This window comes from Brenneria goodwinii, assembly GCF_002291445.1.
Lineage (GTDB): Bacteria > Pseudomonadota > Gammaproteobacteria > Enterobacterales > Enterobacteriaceae > Brenneria > Brenneria goodwinii.
Map to the genome: position 1 here is coordinate 5,044,612 of NZ_CP014137.1, position 20,732 is coordinate 5,065,343.

Sequence of the window (20,732 nt, forward strand, 5' to 3'; positions counted from 1 at the left end):
AACTGAGAATTTTCTTTTAAATAGAATTTGTTACGACTAAACGTAATGTTTTTCCGCAGTGCCGGCAGCGATATTCTGTTTCGCCGCGAACCACCCGGTTATGACGCCGTACGGTCAACTGATGCTGCTGACAATCGCATTGGTAAGGGAAAGTTTTGCCCTGGACGGATTTCACCGCAAAACGGTGGGTTCGTCGGGCGGGAGTCTGCAACACGTTTTCCATCATCCAGCGCCACTCTTTGCCATGCGGCGCGACTTTGCCAAAGCGAGCGAATACCAACAGGTGGGCCAGCTCATGCGGAACCACTTCATCAATAAAGGCCTGCTGATTTTCCTGCAATAGAACCGGGTTTAGCCGGATTTCCCAGTGCTGTAGCCATGCGGTGCCCGCTATGGATCCGCGCTGCTGATAGTTAACGGCAGGTTCGGGATAATCGGTGTTCAGGGTAAGGTTAGCCTGACGGAGTTTTTCACGCAGGCAACGCATGACGGCCTGATGGTGAGCGATGGGAATTCTTGGTGTGTTCATGCGAAGCAGCATAAAACGGGGCGCAGCCCGGCGCAATAGGGGATGTCTGGCGCAGAAGACGGGCGAATAAAAATACGGCGGATAACAAACGGCGAACGTGAGTTCGCCGTTCGAACTTAATGATTATAACCCGGCGGCTTCACGCAACTGCGCGGCCTTGTCGGTTTTTTCCCACGGGAAATGTTCACGGCCGAAGTGACCGTAAGCCGCGGTATCCTGGTAGATCGGATGCAGCAGATCCAGCATCTGGATTAAACCGTACGGACGCAGATCGAAGAACTCGCGCACCAGCAGCGTCAGTTTTTCGGTAGGGATTGTTTCCGTGCCGAATGTCTCGATCATGATGGAGGTCGGTTCGGCAACGCCGATAGCGTACGATACCTGAATCTCGCAGCGATCCGCCAAGCCGGCGGCAACGATGTTTTTCGCCACATAGCGGGCGGCATAAGCGGCGGAACGGTCCACTTTGGATGGATCCTTGCCGGAGAAGGCCCCGCCACCGTGACGAGCCGCGCCACCGTAGGTATCTACAATAATTTTACGACCGGTCAGACCGCAGTCGCCCATCGGGCCGCCGATAACGAAACGGCCGGTTGGGTTAATGAAGAATTTGGTGCTGGCGGTAAGCCATTCGGCAGGAAGAACCGGCTTGATGATTTCTTCCATTACCGCTTCATGCAGATCGTGCTGCGAGATCTCTTCAGAATGCTGAGTGGATAGCACTACGGCATCAATACCGGCGATTTTGCCGTCGTCATACAGGAACGTAACCTGACTTTTCGCATCCGGACGCAGCCATGGCAGCGTGCCGTTTTTGCGCACTTCAGACTGACGCTGCACCAGGCGATGCGCATAGGTGATCGGCGCTGGCATCAGGACATCCGTTTCATTGGTTGCATAACCAAACATCAGCCCCTGGTCGCCCGCGCCCTGTTCCAACGGATCGCTACGATCCACACCCTGATTGATATCGGGTGATTGTTTACCAATGGCGCTCAGCACCGCACAGGAGTTGGCATCAAAACCCATTTCGGAATTAACGTAACCAATATCGCGCACAGTACGGCGGGTAATTTCTTCGATATCTACCCAGGCGCTGGTCGTGATTTCACCACCGACTAACACCATACCGGTTTTTACGTAAGTCTCACAGGCGACACGCGCCTTAGGATCCTGCTCCAGGATGGCGTCAAGGACGGCATCGGAGATCTGATCCGCAATCTTATCCGGGTGTCCCTCAGAGACAGACTCGGACGTAAAAAGGTGTTTAGCCATGAGTTTTTTTACCTTCAAATCAAAGCCGTTAAGCAGTTTACCCGTTAATCAGTATAGATGGATTAACATCTGGACGTCCATTTTAGGTCACATTTTGGACTCATTACCAGCAGTTTTTGGTTTTAACTGCCCATCGTTTTTCATCATGAGCTATTTTTTACTGTTATGGGCCACGACAATATTTTCATTTTGCTTTTACCGCGTCATGTCGGTATAAACGCGCAAGCGGTGTATGTTCTCCCCCGTGGTAGGGTATGTTTACTGTGACATTGATAGCGAACCGTACATCCAGCGGAGCGCGTGGAGGTGATAGGATTAATGATCCGTTGTTTACTGAGTGTGTTGCGTGTGCAACGCGTTTCTTCTGACGCCGTCGCGTCATTTGCTCATCCCTTCTTTTCGTTTGCCCGAAGTTGCCTGTCTTTAAATTCGGCTCAGGACGCCAGGGCCGGTTAATCCGTCTCTATTGCCTGGGGCTGGGGGCCGGCAAGGGTTTCCCTGTTATTTCCACCATGAGTTTTCACTGACCCGTACCACGGAGTCTGCCAACGTGTTTTACACTAATAAGAGTAATAAAACGGCGGCATACTGTATTCAGCCCGGTTTTTCACGGCCGATGCAGAGTGCGGCAAGCATGTTTATGCAAGCTGTTTATTTAGGCGCTGATGCGATCAGCAGTACAAAAAAAGAAGAGGTTCGTTATGTCTGACGACATGATTCATCGAGGCTCGTCAGCGACGGGTAAACATGAAAACTTGCGCTCTATGCAGGAGGTTGCCATGAATGACCAGAATGCCAGCGAAATGCTTCGTACCTATAATATTGCCTGGTGGGGCAATAATTATTACGACGTCAATGAGTTAGGGCATATCAGCGTCTGTCCGGATCCCGATGTGCCGGAAGCGCGTGTCGATCTGGCCAAATTGGTCAAAGAGCTGCAGGAAGAAAATCATCAACGCCTGCCGGCGCTATTCTGTTTCCCTCAAATTCTCCAGCACCGGTTGCGCTCGATTAACGCGGCGTTTAAACGGGCGCGTGAATCGTTTGGCTATGAGGGCGGCTACTTTCTGGTGTACCCGATAAAAGTCAACCAGCATCGCCGTGTGATTGAATCGCTGGTCAACTCCGGCGAACCGATGGGGCTGGAGGCCGGATCAAAAGCGGAACTGATGGCGGTGCTGGGCCACGCCGGAATGACGCGCACGGTGATTGTCTGTAACGGCTATAAGGATCGCGAGTACATTCGCCTGGCGTTGGTGGGCGAAAAACTGGGACACAAAGTTTATCTGGTCATTGAAAAAATGTCCGAGATTAAGCTGGTGCTGGAGGAAGCGGAGCGTCTGAACGTGGTGCCCCGTCTTGGCGTTCGCGCCCGGTTGGCTTCCCAGGGCTCCGGTAAATGGCAGTCCAGCGGCGGCGAAAAATCCAAATTCGGTCTGGCCGCGGCGCAGGTGCTGCAACTCGTTGAAATGCTGCGCGCGGCCGGGCGGCTGGATAGCCTGCAACTGCTGCATTTCCATCTTGGTTCCCAACTGGCGAATATTCGCGATATCGCCACCGGGGTGCGTGAATCCGCCCGTTTCTACGTTGAATTGCACAAGCTGGGCGTCAACATTCAGTGTTTCGACGTTGGCGGCGGTTTAGGGGTGGATTATGAAGGAACCCGCTCTCAGTCCGACTGTTCGGTAAACTACGGCCTGAATGAATACGCCAACAATGTGATTTGGGGCATTGGCGATGCCTGCAACGAATATGGGCTGCCGCACCCGACGGTGATCACCGAATCGGGCCGGGCGGTCACGGCGCACCACACCGTGTTGGTTTCCAACATTATCGGGGTGGAGCGTAATGAATTCAGCGAACCTTCCGCGCCAGAGGATGATGCGCCGCGGGCGTTGGAAAGTCTGTGGTCAACCTGGCAGGAAATCAAACAGCCGGGGAATCGGCGTTCTCTGCGTGAATGGCTGCATGACAGCCAGATGGACCTGCATGATGTGCATACCCAATACACGCACGGTATGTTGGATTTAACCCAGCGGGCGAAAGCGGAACAGCTTTATCTGAGTATCTGTCAGAAAATTCAGCAGCAGCTGGATCCCAGCAATCGTGCCCATCGGCCGATTATTGATGAGCTGCAGGAGCGCATGGCCGATAAGCTGTACGTCAATTTCTCGCTGTTCCAGTCGATGCCGGATGCATGGGGAATCGATCAGTTGTTCCCGGTTATGCCGCTGGAAGGGTTGAACAAGCAACCCGATCGCCGCGCGGTGCTGTTGGATATTACCTGTGATTCGGATGGTTCCATCGATCATTACATTGATGGCGATGGTATTGCGACAACGATGCCGATGCCGCCGTATGATCCTGATAATCCGCCTTTATTAGGCTTTTTTATGGTTGGCGCGTATCAGGAAATACTGGGGAATATGCATAACCTGTTTGGCGACACCGCTACCGTCGATGTATTCGTTTTCCAGGATGGTTCCGTTGAGATTGATGAGTCGGACGAAGGGAACACGGTTGCCGATATGTTGGAATACGTTCAGCTCGATCCCGAGGTATTGATGGCTCGTTTCCGCGATCAGGTAAAAGCGACTAACCTGGATGTGGCGCTTCAGGCGCAGTTCCTGGAAGAGTTTGAAACCGGTCTTTATGGGTATACCTATTTAGAGGACGAATAACGTCTTATACCCCGGAATATATTGATGAAGGATGTGCCGGCGCACATCCTTTTTTTTGCATTACGCTAGAGAATCCATCGCATCGGTGTCTTTTGTCGGCTCTGTTGCGTGAGTTGACTCTTCTCCAATCAGGCTCTCCCTAAAGAGAATTCTCGCAATGAGTATTAATGAGCTTTTGTCCTGAACGCCATATTTATTCAATAATCTTGATTTACTGTTCAATACGGACTTTTTATTCAGGCCAATGATTTCTGATATTAATTCAACGGGGTGGCCTGAAATCCAATATTGAAAAATGGCATATTCTGACTTGGATAATCTGACGGGAGTGAATAAATTTTGATTATGAGTAAGTATGGAATCCAGAAAACGATAAAAAACTTCTATCGGTGATGACTTGGAAATAAGAATAGTTTTGTCTTTGATGCACACGGGCGCATGATGGGGGGAACTATTGATGATAACGAACGCTAACGTCATATTGTAAAAAAGCGTTCTTACTGATTCGTAATACTCCTCAAAACCTTCACTACCGCCATCAATGATAAAGAGACAGGTTGTCTTTCTCTGGGAAAGGGTAAACCTGGTAGAGGATCTCACATCGAGTGCAGGAATGCTGGAAAGGACTTCTTGCAAGCCTACGGTTGTGAAATGACATTTGCTGAAGATTCTGACATCCATGAGTTTTAACACATAAACGATTATTTAAAAGAACATAAACCCAATAGGGGCTAACGCCGTCAATGCCGCTCAACCGTTATTGAAATGTTAAAGATAAAAACTTATAAGATAGTTATAACCGGGTTATCTTGAAAAGCATAAAAATGGAAAAATAATTTATCTTTATGATTATGTTGGGTAAAACTTCAAGGTTATGTAAGTACGATAGTATGCTTGATTTGTAAAGCTATTACTATCTTTAAAACGGATGAATCTAGCCTATTCGCCCGCCTCATTCAACTTTACTGAAAAGACAACGTTGGCTTTTAAACTGGCGGAGATCGGTGGATTATCGTTTAACGGCGTCGCGTTTTATATGATGTCGCGGCCTGACATGACGGCGGCAGGGCATCATTGGTATAGCGGCACCTGACCATATCAGATGCCGGATAGATAAATCACCTGCCGTGTTTACGCTATGAAATGGCTAAATAATTACTTTTCAGCCGCAATCCGTTCACGAATATGTTTGGCCCGTTCTTCCGATGCGGGATGGGAATCAAACATGCTGCTTTCACGCCCGGCATCCAGCTTGGCCAGTTTCTCAAAGCTGGTGGCCAATCCTTCCCGTTTGAGCCCGCGTTTTTTCAACAGATCGAACGAATAATCATCAGCCTGTTGCTCTTGTACCTGAGAGAACTGCGCATTAACCAGTTTTTCTCCCAAATCGGCAAGTTGAGACTGTGATAACGATGCCGCAACGCCGCCGGCGGAAGAGGCTGCGGAACGAGCCGCCGTCGCGGCGTAAGCCACCTGCATGGCTTTCCGGGTGTGGCCTAGCGCAACGTGGCCCATTTCATGGCCCAGAACGCCTTCGACCTCGTTATCCGTCATCATATCCATGAGGCCGCTGTACACACGGATGCATCCGTTTGCCATCGCCCAGGCGTTTACATCTTTTGTCAGGTAAACCTTATAGTTGGCCGGCGTGCCGTTAATATCGTGACCTAACGCATCCGCAATTTTATTCAGACGCTGTGTGTACGCGCTATTAGCGGGGGCAATCTGGGCCTCTTTATCCATTTGCTCGCAGGATTGGTTGCTCAGCGTTTTTACCTGTTCGTCAGTCAGCGTGGCGGCCTGAAACGCCTGAGCGCCGGACTGTAGTAATGCGCTGGAGTCAAGATTCTGGCAACCGCCGAGTAAAGCGCTAATACTTAGCGCCAGCAAAGGCAAAGAAATACGAGGTGTCATAACATCATCTCCCTACGATAGTGGTATATAAAAAATAAAAGCGCAGCAAACATAACTGAAAATATTGTCGGGTAACAGGTCATAATTCTGATTTATATCCGATAGTTATTTCCCGATGAGGCATCAGCCTGCGGCATTACGGCTGATAGTCTGCGATCCGGAAAAAGCGAGACGGATAAGTCAGCGGCCAAATCCCCCGTTTTTGCTCACGGTTCCGTGTGCATTCGCCTTGATTTTCATGTACATTTATAGTCATATTTCCTGCGCCTTTCTTGGCTAACATGTTGATTAATAATCGTATGTCTAATAAGACATCTGTTCAATCCGATCTGGAGTAAAGCATGTCCTCTCGTAAAGAACTCGCCAATGCTATCCGTGCGCTGAGTATGGATGGTGTGCAAAAAGCTAAATCCGGTCACCCGGGCGCCCCGATGGGGATGGCGGATATCGCCGAAGTTCTGTGGCGTGATTACCTCAACCATAATCCTGCCGACCCGCATTGGGCCAATCGCGACCGCTTTGTGCTGTCCAACGGCCACGCTTCAATGCTGATATATAGCCTGCTTCACCTCACTGGTTATGATCTGCCGATTGAAGAGTTGAAAAACTTTCGTCAATTGCATTCCAAAACCCCCGGTCACCCTGAATATGGTTACACCCCAGGCGTAGAAACCACGACCGGTCCGTTGGGGCAGGGCATTGCCAACGCGGTAGGCATGGCGATTGCCGAACGAACGCTGGCCGCGCAGTTTAACCGTCCGGGTCATGAAATTATTGATCATCACACCTATGTCTTCATGGGCGACGGCTGCATGATGGAAGGGATCTCTCACGAGGTTTGTTCGCTGGCCGGCACCATGAAGCTTGGCAAACTGACTGCATTTTACGATGACAACGGCATCTCCATTGACGGTCACGTAGAAGGCTGGTTTACCGATGATACCGCCGCCCGTTTTGAGGCTTACGGTTGGCACGTCGTCCGTGGCATAGACGGTCACGATGCCGATGCGATTAAACGCGCCATTAACGAAGCCCGACTGGTTACCGATAAACCATCGCTGCTGATGTGTAAAACGGTAATTGGTTTCGGTTCGCCGAACAAAGCCGGTACGCACGACGTCCACGGCGCGCCGCTGGGCGATAGCGAAGTCGCGGCGGCCCGCGAACAGCTGGGCTGGAAGTACCCGCCGTTTGAGATCCCCGCAGAAATTTACGCCGAGTGGGACGCGAAAGCGGCCGGCAAGCGTAAAGAAGCAACCTGGGATGAAGCCTTTGCTGCCTACGCCAGCGCTTATCCTGAGCTGGCTGCCGAGTTTAAACGCCGTACCAATGGTGATTTACCGGATAACTGGCAGGCTGATGCGCAGAAATTCATCGAGCAGTTGCAAGCTAACCCGGCGAAAATCGCCAGCCGCAAAGCCTCGCAGAATGCGCTGGAAGCCTACGGTAAACTGCTGCCGGAATTCCTGGGCGGTTCCGCCGACCTGGCGCCAAGCAACCTGACGATATGGTCCGGTTCGAAGTCGCTGGATAAGGACGCCGGCGGCAATTACATCCACTACGGCGTGCGTGAGTTCGGCATGACGGCGATTGCCAGCGGTATTTCGCTGCACGGCGGCTTTATCCCTTATACCGCCACCTTCCTGATGTTTGTGGAATATGCCCGTAATGCGGTTCGCATGGCGGCGCTGATGAAAATTCGCAGCATTTACGTCTATACCCATGACTCTATTGGCCTGGGCGAGGATGGCCCGACCCACCAGCCGGTTGAGCAGTTAGCCAGCCTGCGCGTTACGCCGAATATGAGTACCTGGCGTCCGGCCGATCAGGTTGAAACGGCGGTGGCATGGAAATATGCCATTGAACGTAAGGATGGCCCGACCGCATTGATCCTGTCGCGTCAGAATCTGGCTCAACAGGAACGCAGCGCGCAGCAATTGACTGATGTGGCGAAAGGCGCCTATGTGCTGAAAGACAGCGACGGTCAACCGGATGTCATCCTGATCGCCACCGGTTCCGAAGTCGAACTGGCTGTCGGCGCTTATGCCAAGCTGACCGCCGAAGGGCATAAGGTTCGCGTGGTGTCCATGCCGTCAACCGACGCATTTGACAAACAGGATGAAGCCTATCGTGAAGCCGTATTGCCGAAAGCGGTATCGGCGCGTGTGGCGATCGAGGCGGGCATTGCCGACTACTGGTACAAGTACGTCGGTCTGAACGGCGCAATTGTCGGGATGGAAAGCTTTGGTGAATCCGCGCCGGCTGAGCAACTGTTTGAAGAGTTCGGCTTCACGGTTGATAACGTGGTGGCAAAAGCCAAAGCGTTATTGAAGTAAGATGCGTCATCGCATGATCGGTACGGGCGGCAGTTGATGTATGCCGACTGTGCCGTTGTATTATGGTCTGGCGCAGTCGTCAGACCATACGAGCGTTTCCTCTTCCAAAGGGAAACGCGTTGCCGATTACGCGGGTATTTAAAGATCACGCGCTATTTGTGACGCGCATTGCGAAATGCCGCCCTCCAGACGGAATTCCTCCCCAAAAGCCAACCGGGCTTAACTGACAACATAATTGCATTGCAAATTTTGCTGTCTAAAAAACGCCCAGTCTCACAAAACCGAAAGATAAAAAACCAACCTCATTGCTAAAAAATAATTGTCAACTATATGTTAATTTTGTTCTAAAAATGTAATCAGAGGTTGGTATGTTGATAAAAATCGGCACGGTGATAATTGCGATCGCCATATTGGGTTCGGTCCCCGCCTATGCTGAATTTCCGGCAGGATATCCGTCTGAATATCAGGCTATCGTTGATGGCGCCAGGAAAGAGGGCAAGGTTGTCGTGTACTCAACTACCGACACCAAAGCGGCCGGCCCATTGATTCAGGGATTTGAAACTCTGTATCCGGGCGTTAAGGTCGAATACAACGACATGAACAGCACGGAATTGTATAACCGTTTTATCAGTGAACAGGCGTCAGGCGGCACCAGCGGCGATGTGCTGTGGAGTTCGTCGATGGATACAGCACTGAAACTGGCGACCGATTATGCGCTGGAATACGCGTCTCCAGAGCAGGGCCAGTTGCCTAAATGGGCTGTTTGGAAAGAGAAAGCCTATGGCACCACCTACGAACCGGTGGTGTTTATCTATAACAAACGCCTGATCCCGCAGGAAGACGTACCCGGTTCGCACGCCGATCTGGCAAAACTCATCGCCAGCCAGACCGACAAATTCAACAGAAAGGTCACCACCTATGATATTGAAAAGTCAGGACTGGGGTTTATGTTGTCGGTGCAGGACGCCAAGGAGGATCCGAATTATTTCACTACGCTGGCTGATGTCGCCAAGGGCGGTTTGGCGGTACAGTCTTCCACCGGCACGATGATGGAAAGGGTGTCATCAGGCGAAAATCTGATTGGTTTCAACATACTGGGCTCCTATGCCGAAGCGCGAGCCAAAACGGATCCTTCGTTGGGTATCGTGTATCCGAAGGATTACACCCTGGTGCTGTCGCGCGTGTCCTTTATCAGCAGAGAGGCTTCTCATCCTAACGCGGCGAAACTGTGGTTTAACTATGTGCTGTCCGAAAAGGGGCAGAATATTCTTGCCAATCAGGCTGATATTCCTTCCATCCGTAACGATATCGAAGGCAAGAATGATATTGAAGGCATGACGCAAATGTTGGGCGATGCCTTAAAGCCAATCCCGGTCGATGAAAGCCTGCTTGAGTACCTGCAACCGGTGAAACGCCTGGATTACATCAAACAGTGGCGTACAGCGGCGGCAAAATAAGCATCGGGCCGGGCGGCGCCTGCATGGCTATGCCGGCGCACATCCCTGGGTAATCGCGATTCATCACCATTAGGGCTTTCTATGAAAGCATGGCGCAGAAAGTGGCAGAGCCTGCCGCGTGGCGTAGTGGTATTGATAACCGCACTGGTTATCTACATACCGCTGTCGTTTATCATCATTCAAAGTTTTCTTTCCGCCCCGTTTTTCGCCCCCTCCAAGGTGTTCAGCCTGGAGGCGTTTCAGTTTATTTTTACCGATCCGGATTTTTATAAGGCGTTGAAAAGCGGTTTTATTTTGGCCTTCGGATTGATCGTCATCGCCATACCGCTGGGGGGAATTCTGGCTTTTCTGATGGTCAGGACCGATTTACCCGGCCGCAGATTGATTGAGCCGCTGATTCTGGTGCCTATTTTTGTTTCACCGATGGTGCTGGGTTTCGGTTACGTGGTGGCGGCCGGGCCGGTGGGGTTCTTTTCCTTATGGGCGGAGGCGCTGTTGGGTTTTGTGCCGTGGAATATCTACTCGATGGCGAGCATTGTGGCGATCGCCGGGCTGACCCATGTTCCCCATGCTTATCTTTATATTTCATCAGCGTTGCGCAGCGTGGGTTCCGATGTGGAAGAAGCGGCGCGCACGGCGGGCGCCTCGCCGCTGCAGGTGATGACCGCCGTCAGCCTGCCGATGGTTCGTCCGTCGATTTTGTACGCCTGCGTGTTGCTGTTTTTTCTCGGGCTGGAAGTGTTCGGCCTGATGCTGGTGCTGGGCGATCCCGAAGGCAATTTGGTGCTGGCGACCTACCTTTATCAACTCACCAATAAGCTGGGCACCCCGTCCTATCATTTGATGGCGGCGGTGGCGGTAGTACTTATCTGCATCACCATCCCGCTGGTTATGCTGCAGCGCCGTCTGATGCGCACTGCCAACCGCTTTGTCACCGTAAAGGGCAAAGCTGCGCAGGCCCATGCGTTGCCGTTGGGAAAATGGCGTTGGGTTGCCGGTTCCGTTGTGGTGCTCTGGTTGACGGTGACGATAGGCGTGCCGCTGCTGGGGGTGATGTTGCGCGCTTTTATTTCCAATTGGGGCGTTGGCGTCTCCCTCTGGGATGAACTATCGCTCAACACCTTCCGTACGATTTGGCAGCAGCCCAATCTGCTGCGGGCCATCGTCAACTCAATGGCGATAGGGGTGATCGGCGGAGCGTTGGCCGTGGTCTGCTATCTGTTTATCGGTATAGCCATGCACCGCAAGCCCGATGGCGTGACCCGTTTTCTTGACTACAGCGTTCTGGTTCCGCGCGCCGTGCCGGGGCTGTTGGCGGGGCTGGCGTTCCTGTGGGTGTTTCTGTTTTTACCTATGTGGCTGGATAAATCGCTGAAAGAGGGCTGGCTGTCGGCGCTGCCGATGGCGGAGTGGCTACGGGCGAACGGGATCGTCTGGCTGCGCTCATTGCGCAGTACCATTTTCAGCGTCTGGTTGGCGTATACCGTGGTATGGATGGCATACGGCCTGCGGTTGATTTCTTCAACGCTGCTGCAGGTCGGTCCTGAGTTGGAAGAAGCGGCGCGCAGCACCGGCGCAAGCCGCGGTCAAATAACCCGTCACATCACCATTCCGCTGTCGCGTTACGGCCTGATAGGTTCGTGGCTGCTGATGTTCCTGATTTTCGAGCGTGAATATTCCACTGGGGTTTATTTGCTTTCTCCGGGGACCGAAACCATCGGTTCAATGCTGGTTTCCCTGTGGGCGGCCGGCGCGATTGATATTGTCGCCGCGCTCTCCTTTATCAACATTATGTTGGTCGTGCTGGGGTTGGGTATTTCCCTACGTTTTGGAGTGAGTTTACATGATTGAGCTTTCAGTAGAGAACCTGCATTTGACCTATGGCGATAACCCGGTACTCAAAGGGGTGTCCATGCAGTTGATGCGGGGAGAGGTGGTTTCGCTGCTGGGGCCGTCGGGCAGCGGTAAAACCACCTTGTTGCGCGCCGTGGCCGGTTTGGAAAAACCCACGCAGGGCCGCATTATTATCGGCCGCAATACGGTTTACGATGGCGGCGAGCGCAGTGAAATTCCCGCCGAAGAGCGCAACCTGGGATTGGTGTTCCAGTCTTATGCCCTGTGGCCGCATAAAACCGTGTTTGAAAACGTTGCCTATCCACTGAAGTTGCGCAAGATAGCGGCGGCAGAAATTACCCAACGTGTGCAGGGGGTGCTTGAGCAGCTTGGGTTAGGTCATTTGAGCAAACGCCACCCGCACCAACTTTCCGGCGGCCAGCAGCAGCGCGTGGCGATCGGCCGAGCGCTGGTATACAACCCGCCGGTGATCCTGCTGGATGAACCGTTGTCGAATCTTGATGCGAAGCTACGTGAAGAGGCGCGGGTATTTCTGCGTGAACTGATCATCAAACTTGGTCTGTCGGCGTTGCTAGTCACTCACGATCAGAATGAGGCGATGGCGATCTCCGATCGTATCCTGCTGCTTAATAATGGGAAAATTGAACAGCAGGGCACGCCTCAGGACATGTATGGTTCACCGACGACCCTATTTACCGCTGAATTTATGGGTAGCAACAACCGCCTGTATGGCAAGATTAGCGAAATTCGCGACGGCAAGGCGATGATAGAAGGCAAGGATTGGGCGCTCTGGGGGCTGGCGGGAGAAGGCGTACAAACCGGCCAGCAGGCGACGGCGGTGATTCGTGTTGAGCGTGTCTGCCTGGACGACGCGCCCGGAGAGAATCAGCTTGAATTGCCGTTGCTGACCAGTATGTATCTTGGCGATCGTTGGGAGTATTTATTCCGCACGGTAGCCGAAGATTTCGTGGTGCGGGCTTACGGCACCGAGGTGCGGGAATCCGCGTTGTACCGCCTCTCCCTGCCGGCGGAACACCTGTGGATTTTCCCCTCGGCCCAGCCATAAAAAAGGGCGGTATTGTTTGAGATGTTCGCTTTCACAGCGGATAACGTGGAAAGCATTGTCAACGTCAGTTCCGAACCGGTAAGGTTTTCCGTTAGCGCGTTGCTAGATTTTTGGGGAAATACAGGGAGGAGCAGGAATGCCTCGCCCCTCTGTGGTCTCGCCCCGCGTATCTCGATATCACTACAATAATGGGGTTGTCATAAAAAACGTTTCCGGCGTTTTTTTATGACGTGCGTCACTCTTCTGGATAGTGTCGAGTGAGAATATTTCTTTTGCAGCTTAATTCGTTTATTATAGCTGAAACGTTTCAGTTGGTTGGGTGTTCGACAATCAAGCCAACAATTGCAGTTTCTGAAGTGCGAGGATTCCCCTGAGGTGGTTGCTGGATTACTCTGTCTGCCATCGTGTAAAGGATTCTGGCAGGAGAGATATGACCGTACGCATCGCTATAAATGGTTTTGGCCGCATTGGTCGTAATGTCTTACGTGCGTTATATGAGTCGGGCCGACGGGCTGAAATCTCGGTGGTGGCGATCAATGAGCTGGCGAGCGCCGAGGGCATGGCCCATCTGCTCAAATATGATTCCAGTCATGGCCGTTTCTCCTGGGATGTTCGTCAGGAGTGTGACCAATTGTACGTCGGGGATGATTGCATCCGGTTGTTGCATCAGGCTGAGATTCCGCAGCTGCCCTGGCGCGAACTGGGCGTCGACGTGGTGTTGGATTGTAGCGGTGTCTATGGCAGCCGTGGGGATGGCGAGGCTCACCTGGCGGCCGGAGCCAAGAAAGTGCTTTTTTCCCACCCCGGAACGCCCGATCTGGATGCCACGGTGGTATTTGGCGTTAACCATCAAAATTTAAAATCCGAACACCGCATCGTTTCGAATGCCTCCTGCACAACCAACTGCATTATTCCTATAATTAAGCTGCTGGACGACGCATTCAGTATTGAAAATGGAACGGTAACGACAATCCATTCATCAATGAACGATCAGCCGGTGATTGATGCGTATCACCGCGATCTGAGGCGTACTCGTGCCGCCGGTCAGTCGATTATCCCGGTGGATACCAAACTGGCCGTGGGCATCACCCGAATTTTTCCGAAATTTCTCGATCGTTTCGAAGCAATATCCGTTCGGGTTCCCACAATTAACGTGACGGCGATCGATCTGAGCGTTAGCGTGGAGAAGGCCGTAAACGTAAGTGAAATTAATGCGCTTTTTCAAAAATCAGCGCATGAGGCATTTCGTGGTATAGTTGACTACACCGAATTGCCGTTGGTTTCGGCCGATTTTAACCATGATCCGCATAGTGCCATTGTCGATGGCACGCAGACTCGGGTTAGTGGTCAGCATCTGATTAAAACGCTGGTCTGGTGCGATAATGAATGGGGGTTCGCCAACCGAATGTTGGATACAACACGGGCGATGGCGGCCTGCGGTTTCTAGTACGACGGTATTGATCGACGGTCAATATCTCGCTCAAGCAACTTTAAAAGAGAATCAACAAGAGGATTCACCATGTCTGTAATTAAGATGACCGATCTGGATCTAGCCGGCAAACGCGTACTGATCCGTTCGGATCTGAACGTGCCGGTAAAAGAAGGTAAAGTGACGTCTGATGCGCGTATCCGCGCTTCTCTGCCGACCATCGAAGCCGCCCTGAAACAGGGTGCCCGCGTGATGGTGACTTCCCACCTGGGGCGTCCGACCGAAGGAGAATACAACGAAGAGTTTTCTCTGCTGCCTGTTGTCAATTACCTGAAAGACAAACTCTCTTCCCCGGTGCGTCTGGCAAAAGATTATCTGGACGGCGTAGACGTTGCTGAAGGCGAACTGGTTGTTCTGGAAAACGTACGTTTCAACAAAGGCGAGAAGAAAGACGACGAAGTGCTGTCCAAGAAATATGCCGCGCTGTGTGATGTCTTTGTTATGGACGCATTCGGTACCGCTCACCGTGCCCAGGCTTCAACGCACGGCGTAGGTAAATTCGCGCCTATCGCCTGTGCCGGTCCGCTGCTGTCCGCCGAACTGGAAGCATTGGGCAAAGCGCTGGGCAATCCGGCTCGTCCGATGGTCGCCATCGTCGGCGGTTCTAAAGTTTCGACTAAGCTAACCGTGCTTGATTCCCTGTCTAAAATTGCCGACCAACTGATTGTGGGCGGCGGCATCGCGAATACGTTCGTTGCGGCTCAAGGTCACAATGTCGGTAAATCACTGTACGAAGCGGACCTGATCCCTGAAGCGAAAAAACTGTTGGAAACCTGCGATATCCCGGTTCCGACCGATGTTCGCGTGGCAACCGAGTTTTCTGAAACGGCTGCCGCAACCACGAAATCCGTCACTGAAATTAAAGACGATGAGCAGATTCTGGATCTGGGCGATGTTTCCGCAGAGCGCCTGGCAGACATTCTGAAAAACGCTAAAACCATTCTGTGGAATGGTCCGGTCGGCGTGTTTGAGTTCCCGAATTTCCGTAGAGGCACTGAAATTGTCGCCAAAGCGATTGCAGACAGCGCGGCATTCTCCATCGCCGGCGGTGGTGATACGCTGGCGGCGATTGACCTGTTTGGTATCGCTGACAAAATTTCCTATATTTCTACCGGCGGCGGCGCTTTCCTTGAATTCGTTGAAGGGAAGAAACTGCCTGCGGTAGTTATGCTGGAAGAACGCGCTAAACAGTAATGTTTCAGGCTGAGCGCAGTTTACTGCTTCAGCCTTGGCTGTTCCGTCAATCATGTCGGGACAGCTATCGATTTAACGATCGATTTTTCTAACCCCACGGCCAACGAAACAGGACACGTAACATGTCTAAAATTTTTGATTTCGTAAAACCTGGTGTCATCACTGGTGATGATGTTCAGAAAGTTTTTGCAGTAGCAAAAGAAAACAAATTCGCTCTGCCAGCAGTCAACTGCGTCGGTACCGACTCAATCAATGCCGTGCTTGAAGCCGCAGCTAAAGTGCGCTCGCCGGTGATTGTTCAGTTCTCTAACGGCGGTGCTGCATTTATCGCCGGTAAGGGGCTGAAATCCGACGTTCCGCAGCAGGCTGCTATCCAGGGCGCGATCTCCGGGGCGCATCATGTTCATCAGATGGCCGAATACTACGGCGTGCCGGTTATCCTGCATACCGACCACTGCGCCAAGAAACTGCTGCCGTGGCTCGACGGACTGCTGGACGCCGGTGAAAAACACTTCGCTGCACATGGCAAACCGCTGTTCTCTTCTCACATGATCGACCTGTCTGAAGAATCTCTGGAAGAAAACATCGAAATCTGTAGCAAATATCTGACTCGCATGGCGAAACTGGATATGACGCTGGAAATCGAATTGGGTTGCACCGGCGGTGAAGAAGACGGCGTGGACAACAGCCATCTGGATAACTCCGCGCTGTACACTCAGCCGGAAGACGTGGCTTACGCTTATGAAAAACTGAATGCTATCAGCCCGCGTTTCACTATTGCCGCTTCTTTCGGTAACGTCCACGGTGTTTACAAGCCAGGTAACGTGCAGCTGACGCCGAAAATCCTGCGTAACTCTCAGGACTATGTCTCTAAAAAATACAACCTGCCGCACAATAGCCTGAACTTCGTATTCCACGGCGGTTCCGGTTCTACCGCTGCTGAAATTGAAGAAGCAGTAGGCTACGGCGTTATTAAAATGAACATCGATACCGATACCCAGTGGGCAACCTGGGAAGGTATTCTGCAGTACTACAAGAAAAACGAAGGGTATCTGCAAGCCCAACTGGGCAACCCGGAAGGCGCCGACAAACCGAACAAGAAATACTACGATCCGCGTGCATGGCTGCGTGCCGCACAAGGCACCATGGTAGCTCGTTTGGAAAAAGCCTTTAAAGAACTGAACGCAATCGATGTTCTTTAACTAAGATTCTTAAAGGTCTATCGCTAAGGCTCCTACGGGGGCCTTAATTTTATACAGGTTTTGCCGCAGATTGCGGTTTTTGGTGTGAAAACGAGGCTCTGTCAGGGAGCGTAAGAATCAGGAGTTATTGTATGGAAGAACTGAACGAAGGCGTGCAGCAAGCGACCGGTTGGCTGGTTACTCATCAGGATATCTTGTTGCAGTATGCGGTTAATATCGTTGCCGCATTAGTGATCTTGGTGGTCGGGCTGATTGTCGCCCGCATAGTGTCGGGAACGATTAATAGAGTGATGGTGAGCCGCTCCATTGATAAAACGGTAGCGGATTTTTTGTGCGCTCTGGTGCGCTATGGCATTATCGCGTTTACGCTGATCGCGGTGCTGAGCCGGGTCGGCGTTCAGACGGCATCGGTGATTGCGGTACTGGGTGCGGCAGGTTTAGCTGTTGGTTTAGCCCTGCAAGGATCGCTGGCAAACTTTGCAGCGGGCGTGCTGTTGGTCATTTTTCGCCCCTTCCGTACGGGAGAGTATGTTGATTTGGGCGGTGTCGCCGGAACGGTCATCCAGGTTCAGATTTTTTCTACCACGTTGCGCACAACGGATGGCAAGATCATCGTGGTGCCGAATGGTAAAATCATCGCGGGAAATATCATCAACAGTTCGCGTGAGCCCGATCGCCGCACGGAGATTATTGTCGGCGTGGCCTATGATGCCGATATCGATGTGGTTAAAAAATTGTTGGGCGACATTGTGGCGGCCGACAAACGCATCCAGCACGATAAAGGCGTGACCATTCGTTTGAATGAGATGGCGGCGTCATCCCTCAATTTTGTGGTATGGGTATGGAGCACCAATGGCGATGCCCAGGCGGTTTACTGGGATCTGTTGGAAAGTTTCAAACGGGTGTTGGACGAAAATCGTATCGGTATCCCGTATCCGCAGATGGATGTGCATCTGTATAATGCCGACAGGCAGGAAGCTAACTAATTTCTGCTTCGGTTGATCCGGGAAGATAATTCCCGGATCGCTGTCACATTAATTGAATGAATATCCCCTTTACGGCGTGTGATGGCTTTAAAGGTGAAAATAAATCTTCTGCTCCCCTCTTTCTCATCATATTTATAAGGAACGCAGGTTTTTTTGTTCGTGTTATTCCTGATGGCGCGCTTGTCAATTTCCTGCGTTGCATATGACGCATCATCATTAGCGCTTCTAATATATAATTAGAAAGTTAAATTTCCATTAATGATAAACCCTCCATAAACTGCCGTTCATCTTAACAATCACTCTTTTAGGCAGGCAGTTATGTTGGCGGTGTATCTGCAGGGATTTATTTTCGGCGCGGCGATGATTTTGCCCTTGGGGCCACAGAACGCTTTTGTGATGAATCAAGGCATTAGGCGGCAGTACCACTTGATGATTGCATTTTTGTGTTCGTTGAGCGACGTGGTGTTGATTTGCGCAGGCGTCTTCGGCGGCAGCGCGTTGCTCAGCCAGTCTTCATTGCTGATGGGCATGATTACCTGGGGCGGCGTCGCCTTCCTGCTGTGGTATGGCTGGGGCGCATTCAAGACGGTATTCAGTAAGGATTTGGCGGTGGTTAAGGCTGAAATGATGAAGCAGAGCCGCTGGCGCATTCTTGCCACGATGCTGGCCGTCACCTGGCTTAATCCGCATGTCTATCTGGATACGTTTGTCGTGCTGGGGAGTCTGGGGAGTCAATTCGCCGGCCCGGAGCGCAGTTGGTTCGCGCTGGGGTCGGTTACGGCGTCGTTCTTATGGTTTTTTGCTTTGGCGCTGCTGGCGGCCTGGTTGTCTCCGTGGTTGAACACGCCGCGCGTGCAGCGTGCGATTAACCTGTTTGTCGGCGTGGTGATGTGGGGGATTGCATTACAGCTGGCCCGGCATGGCTGGCAATAAATTACATTGCTTTACACGGGTTTCGGAAATTCACCTATATTTTGTTGTGTCAGCAATACGTTATGTTACCCGGCATACAGAACTTACCGTCGGTACGGGAAACACAGCGACGGTAAAGCGGTCTGATGACCGTTTCAGAAAAAATATAGATAAAGGAGTCATTGTGAAGCTAAGAGCCCTGACATTAGCTGCTATGGTCGGTTTAAGCACTTTGCCGATGTTCGGTCAGGCCGCAGAATTACCGGATGGTCCGCATGTTGTGACTTCGGGAACGGCCAGCGTTGATGCGACGCCGGATATTGCGCGTTTGGCGATTGAAGTCAGCGTGTCATCCAAAGATGCCGCCGATGCGAAAAAACAGGTTGATGCCCGAGTCGCCCAGTATTTTGATTTCCTGGGTAAAAACGGCATTGAGAAAAAGGATATCAATGCGGCCAACTTACGCACTCAGCCGGAATATGATTACCTGAAAACCGGCGGGTCCGTGCTGAAAGGGTATCGTGCCGTGCGTCAGGTCGAGGTTACGCTGCGCCAGTTGGATAAGCTGAATGAGCTGCTTGATGGCGCATTGAAGTCGGGGCTGAATGAAATCCGCACCGTCGATCTGGGCGTTGCCAATCCCGATGTCTACCGTGATAAGGTGCGTCAGAAAGCCATTGAGCAGGCAACCAGTCAGGCTCAATCGCTAGCCAAGGGATTTAATACCACCCTTGGACCCATTTACAGCATTCGCTATCACGTTACCAACTATCAACCCGTACCGATGGCTCGGATGTTTAAAGCGGCTGATGTGGCGGTACAGAGCGAAGCTGCTCAGACTTACGAGCAGCAAACCATTCACTTTGACGATCAGGTCGATGTGGTATTTGAACTTCAGCGCAATCCCTGAATGAACGGCATTTAAGATTGCCGCAAAACCTGATGCCCATGCGCCAGCAGGGCATCAGTCACCTTTCTCATCATCCTGCTTTCCGGGGCGAAGCGGTGCCAGTAGAGCATCCGGCGCTGAAGCAGTCCCGGCGTCAGATCGATCAGCTCATTGCTGGCTAACTCTCGCTCAATCTGCAGATGCGGGATCATGCAGCAGGTTGTGCCTTGACGGGCCAGTTGCACGAAGGCTTCCGAAGAGTTCACGATATGGCACGGCACGCTGCCGGGCGATAAATCGAAGTTTTGCTGTAAGAATGCCTGATGCATGTCATCAAGGTGATCGAACGCGACCGCCGGCGCGCGCAGCAGCGCGGAGCGCGTCACGCCATTGGGGAAATAGCGGGCCGCAAAAGCCGGTGAGGCAACAAACAGATAGTCCAGGGCGCCCAGCTTGTCGACCAGGCAGCTTGGCAGCGGTTGCGGCTGAATACTCACGGCCCCCACCACTTCACCGCGGCGCAGTCTTTCCTGCGTCCGGGTTTCGTCTTCCACCTGCAGGTTCAGACGAATAGGCGAATCCGCCAACACCGGCTGCAACGCCGGTAGCAGCCAGGTCGCCAGACTGTCGGCGTTAACCGCCAACGACAGCAGCAGCGGAATATCACTGCTGGTTTCATTCCCTAACCATTCCTCTTCCAACAGTTCAACCTGATGCAATAACGCCAGGAGTTTCTGTCCCTGTTCGGTGGGGCGGGGCGGAATCGTTCTGACTAACAATGGCTGACCGAACAGATTTTCCAGTTGTTTAATGCGCTGGGATACGGCCGATTGCGTTATGCATAATTTCTGCGCTGCGCGTTCAAAGCCCCGCTCGCGGATTACGGCATCCAGAGCCTGCAGCGTTCGATAGTCCGGGCGTTTCATGAAAGTAAAAATCCCCTGAGTG

The 20,732-nt window shown here is 52.1% G+C and carries 17 protein-coding genes; 12 read left to right on the plus strand and 5 right to left on the minus strand.

Annotated elements, in window-relative coordinates:
* Positions 1 to 16: 16 nt before the first annotated feature.
* Entirely contained in the window at positions 17 to 529 is a 513-nt protein-coding gene (locus tag ACN28R_RS22335; RefSeq protein WP_048639787.1) for a SprT family zinc-dependent metalloprotease, read from the minus strand.
* Positions 530 to 652: 123 nt separating this feature from the next.
* The gene (metK, locus tag ACN28R_RS22340; protein ID WP_048637393.1) at positions 653 to 1,804 is read right to left on the minus strand and encodes a methionine adenosyltransferase; all 1,152 of its coding nucleotides are present in this window, start codon (positions 1,802 to 1,804) and stop codon (positions 653 to 655) included.
* A gap of 550 nt (positions 1,805 to 2,354) precedes the next feature.
* On the opposite strand from metK, the gene ACN28R_RS22345 reads away from it, so the two are divergent.
* On the plus strand, positions 2,355 to 2,513 hold the full coding sequence (locus tag ACN28R_RS22345) for a hypothetical protein (RefSeq protein WP_183092072.1): 159 nt from the start codon (positions 2,355 to 2,357) through the stop codon (positions 2,511 to 2,513).
* Positions 2,506 to 4,485 (plus strand): biosynthetic arginine decarboxylase, encoded by a 1,980-nt coding sequence (gene speA / locus ACN28R_RS22350; protein ID WP_048637394.1) that lies wholly within the window; start codon positions 2,506 to 2,508, stop codon positions 4,483 to 4,485. Before ACN28R_RS22345 ends, speA begins: the two co-directional genes overlap by 8 nt.
* A 60-nt stretch (positions 4,486 to 4,545) precedes the next feature.
* On the opposite strand, the gene ACN28R_RS22355 is transcribed toward speA, so the two are convergent.
* Positions 4,546 to 5,166, minus strand: a complete 621-nt coding sequence (locus ACN28R_RS22355; protein ID WP_082153020.1) for a LuxR C-terminal-related transcriptional regulator — start codon at positions 5,164 to 5,166, stop codon at positions 4,546 to 4,548.
* A gap of 474 nt (positions 5,167 to 5,640) precedes the next feature.
* A complete protein-coding gene (loiP, locus tag ACN28R_RS22360) occupies positions 5,641 to 6,399 on the minus strand; it encodes a metalloprotease LoiP (protein WP_048637395.1) in 759 nt (252 codons plus the stop codon).
* Between the two features lie 341 nt (positions 6,400 to 6,740).
* Between loiP and tkt the strand changes: the two genes are divergently transcribed.
* From tkt to ACN28R_RS22410, 10 genes are all read left to right on the plus strand, one after another.
* Complete coding sequence (tkt, locus tag ACN28R_RS22365) at positions 6,741 to 8,735, plus strand: transketolase (RefSeq protein ID WP_048637396.1); 1,995 nt, start codon at positions 6,741 to 6,743, stop codon at positions 8,733 to 8,735.
* A 368-nt stretch (positions 8,736 to 9,103) separates the two neighbouring features.
* The gene (locus ACN28R_RS22370) at positions 9,104 to 10,192 is read left to right on the plus strand and encodes an ABC transporter substrate-binding protein (RefSeq protein WP_048637397.1); all 1,089 of its coding nucleotides are present in this window, start codon (positions 9,104 to 9,106) and stop codon (positions 10,190 to 10,192) included.
* Positions 10,193 to 10,273: 81 nt separating this feature from the next.
* Positions 10,274 to 12,043, plus strand: coding sequence for an ABC transporter permease (locus tag ACN28R_RS22375; RefSeq protein WP_048637398.1), 1,770 nt, complete (start codon positions 10,274 to 10,276; stop codon positions 12,041 to 12,043).
* Entirely contained in the window at positions 12,036 to 13,112 is a 1,077-nt protein-coding gene (locus ACN28R_RS22380; protein ID WP_048637399.1) for an ABC transporter ATP-binding protein, read from the plus strand. The genes ACN28R_RS22375 and ACN28R_RS22380 overlap by 8 nt, the downstream gene beginning before the upstream one ends.
* A gap of 430 nt (positions 13,113 to 13,542) precedes the next feature.
* Positions 13,543 to 14,559: an erythrose-4-phosphate dehydrogenase gene (gene epd / locus ACN28R_RS22385; protein ID WP_048637400.1), complete on the plus strand. Its 1,017-nt coding sequence runs from the start codon at positions 13,543 to 13,545 to the stop codon at positions 14,557 to 14,559.
* Between the two features lie 72 nt (positions 14,560 to 14,631).
* Entirely contained in the window at positions 14,632 to 15,795 is a 1,164-nt protein-coding gene (pgk, locus tag ACN28R_RS22390) for a phosphoglycerate kinase (RefSeq protein WP_048637401.1), read from the plus strand.
* Between the two features lie 122 nt (positions 15,796 to 15,917).
* Positions 15,918 to 16,997 (plus strand): class II fructose-bisphosphate aldolase, encoded by a 1,080-nt coding sequence (gene fbaA, locus ACN28R_RS22395; protein ID WP_048637402.1) that lies wholly within the window; start codon positions 15,918 to 15,920, stop codon positions 16,995 to 16,997.
* Positions 16,998 to 17,128: 131 nt separating this feature from the next.
* A complete protein-coding gene (mscS, locus tag ACN28R_RS22400; RefSeq protein WP_095835510.1) occupies positions 17,129 to 17,983 on the plus strand; it encodes a small-conductance mechanosensitive channel MscS in 855 nt (284 codons plus the stop codon).
* A 318-nt stretch (positions 17,984 to 18,301) separates the two neighbouring features.
* Positions 18,302 to 18,916, plus strand: a complete 615-nt coding sequence (argO, locus tag ACN28R_RS22405; protein WP_048637404.1) for an arginine exporter ArgO — start codon at positions 18,302 to 18,304, stop codon at positions 18,914 to 18,916.
* Positions 18,917 to 19,079: 163 nt separating this feature from the next.
* Entirely contained in the window at positions 19,080 to 19,805 is a 726-nt protein-coding gene (locus ACN28R_RS22410) for an oxidative stress defense protein (RefSeq protein ID WP_072065835.1), read from the plus strand.
* Between the two features lie 11 nt (positions 19,806 to 19,816).
* Here ACN28R_RS22410 and ACN28R_RS22415 read toward each other — a convergent pair whose 3' ends face one another.
* Complete coding sequence (locus ACN28R_RS22415; protein ID WP_048637406.1) at positions 19,817 to 20,710, minus strand: LysR family transcriptional regulator ArgP; 894 nt, start codon at positions 20,708 to 20,710, stop codon at positions 19,817 to 19,819.
* Positions 20,711 to 20,732 lie beyond the last annotated feature (22 nt).

Excerpts from the sequence above, each read along its gene's own strand:
- ACN28R_RS22380 (WP_048637399.1), top strand. The coding sequence starts at position 12,036 with ATGATTGAGCTTTCAGTAGAGAACCTGCATTTGACCTATGGCGATAAC.
- metK (WP_048637393.1), bottom strand. The coding sequence starts at position 1,804 with ATGGCTAAACACCTTTTTACGTCCGAGTCTGTCTCTGAGGGACACCCG.
- ACN28R_RS22375 (WP_048637398.1), top strand. The coding sequence starts at position 10,274 with ATGAAAGCATGGCGCAGAAAGTGGCAGAGCCTGCCGCGTGGCGTAGTG.
- speA (WP_048637394.1), top strand. The coding sequence starts at position 2,506 with ATGTCTGACGACATGATTCATCGAGGCTCGTCAGCGACGGGTAAACAT.
- ACN28R_RS22415 (WP_048637406.1), bottom strand. The coding sequence starts at position 20,710 with ATGAAACGCCCGGACTATCGAACGCTGCAGGCTCTGGATGCCGTAATC.
- fbaA (WP_048637402.1), top strand. The coding sequence starts at position 15,918 with ATGTCTAAAATTTTTGATTTCGTAAAACCTGGTGTCATCACTGGTGAT.
- loiP (WP_048637395.1), bottom strand. The coding sequence starts at position 6,399 with ATGACACCTCGTATTTCTTTGCCTTTGCTGGCGCTAAGTATTAGCGCT.
- ACN28R_RS22370 (WP_048637397.1), top strand. The coding sequence starts at position 9,104 with ATGTTGATAAAAATCGGCACGGTGATAATTGCGATCGCCATATTGGGT.
- argO (WP_048637404.1), top strand. The coding sequence starts at position 18,302 with ATGTTGGCGGTGTATCTGCAGGGATTTATTTTCGGCGCGGCGATGATT.
- epd (WP_048637400.1), top strand. The coding sequence starts at position 13,543 with ATGACCGTACGCATCGCTATAAATGGTTTTGGCCGCATTGGTCGTAAT.
- mscS (WP_095835510.1), top strand. The coding sequence starts at position 17,129 with ATGGAAGAACTGAACGAAGGCGTGCAGCAAGCGACCGGTTGGCTGGTT.
- ACN28R_RS22335 (WP_048639787.1), bottom strand. The coding sequence starts at position 529 with ATGAACACACCAAGAATTCCCATCGCTCACCATCAGGCCGTCATGCGT.
- pgk (WP_048637401.1), top strand. The coding sequence starts at position 14,632 with ATGTCTGTAATTAAGATGACCGATCTGGATCTAGCCGGCAAACGCGTA.
- ACN28R_RS22355 (WP_082153020.1), bottom strand. The coding sequence starts at position 5,166 with ATGGATGTCAGAATCTTCAGCAAATGTCATTTCACAACCGTAGGCTTG.
- tkt (WP_048637396.1), top strand. The coding sequence starts at position 6,741 with ATGTCCTCTCGTAAAGAACTCGCCAATGCTATCCGTGCGCTGAGTATG.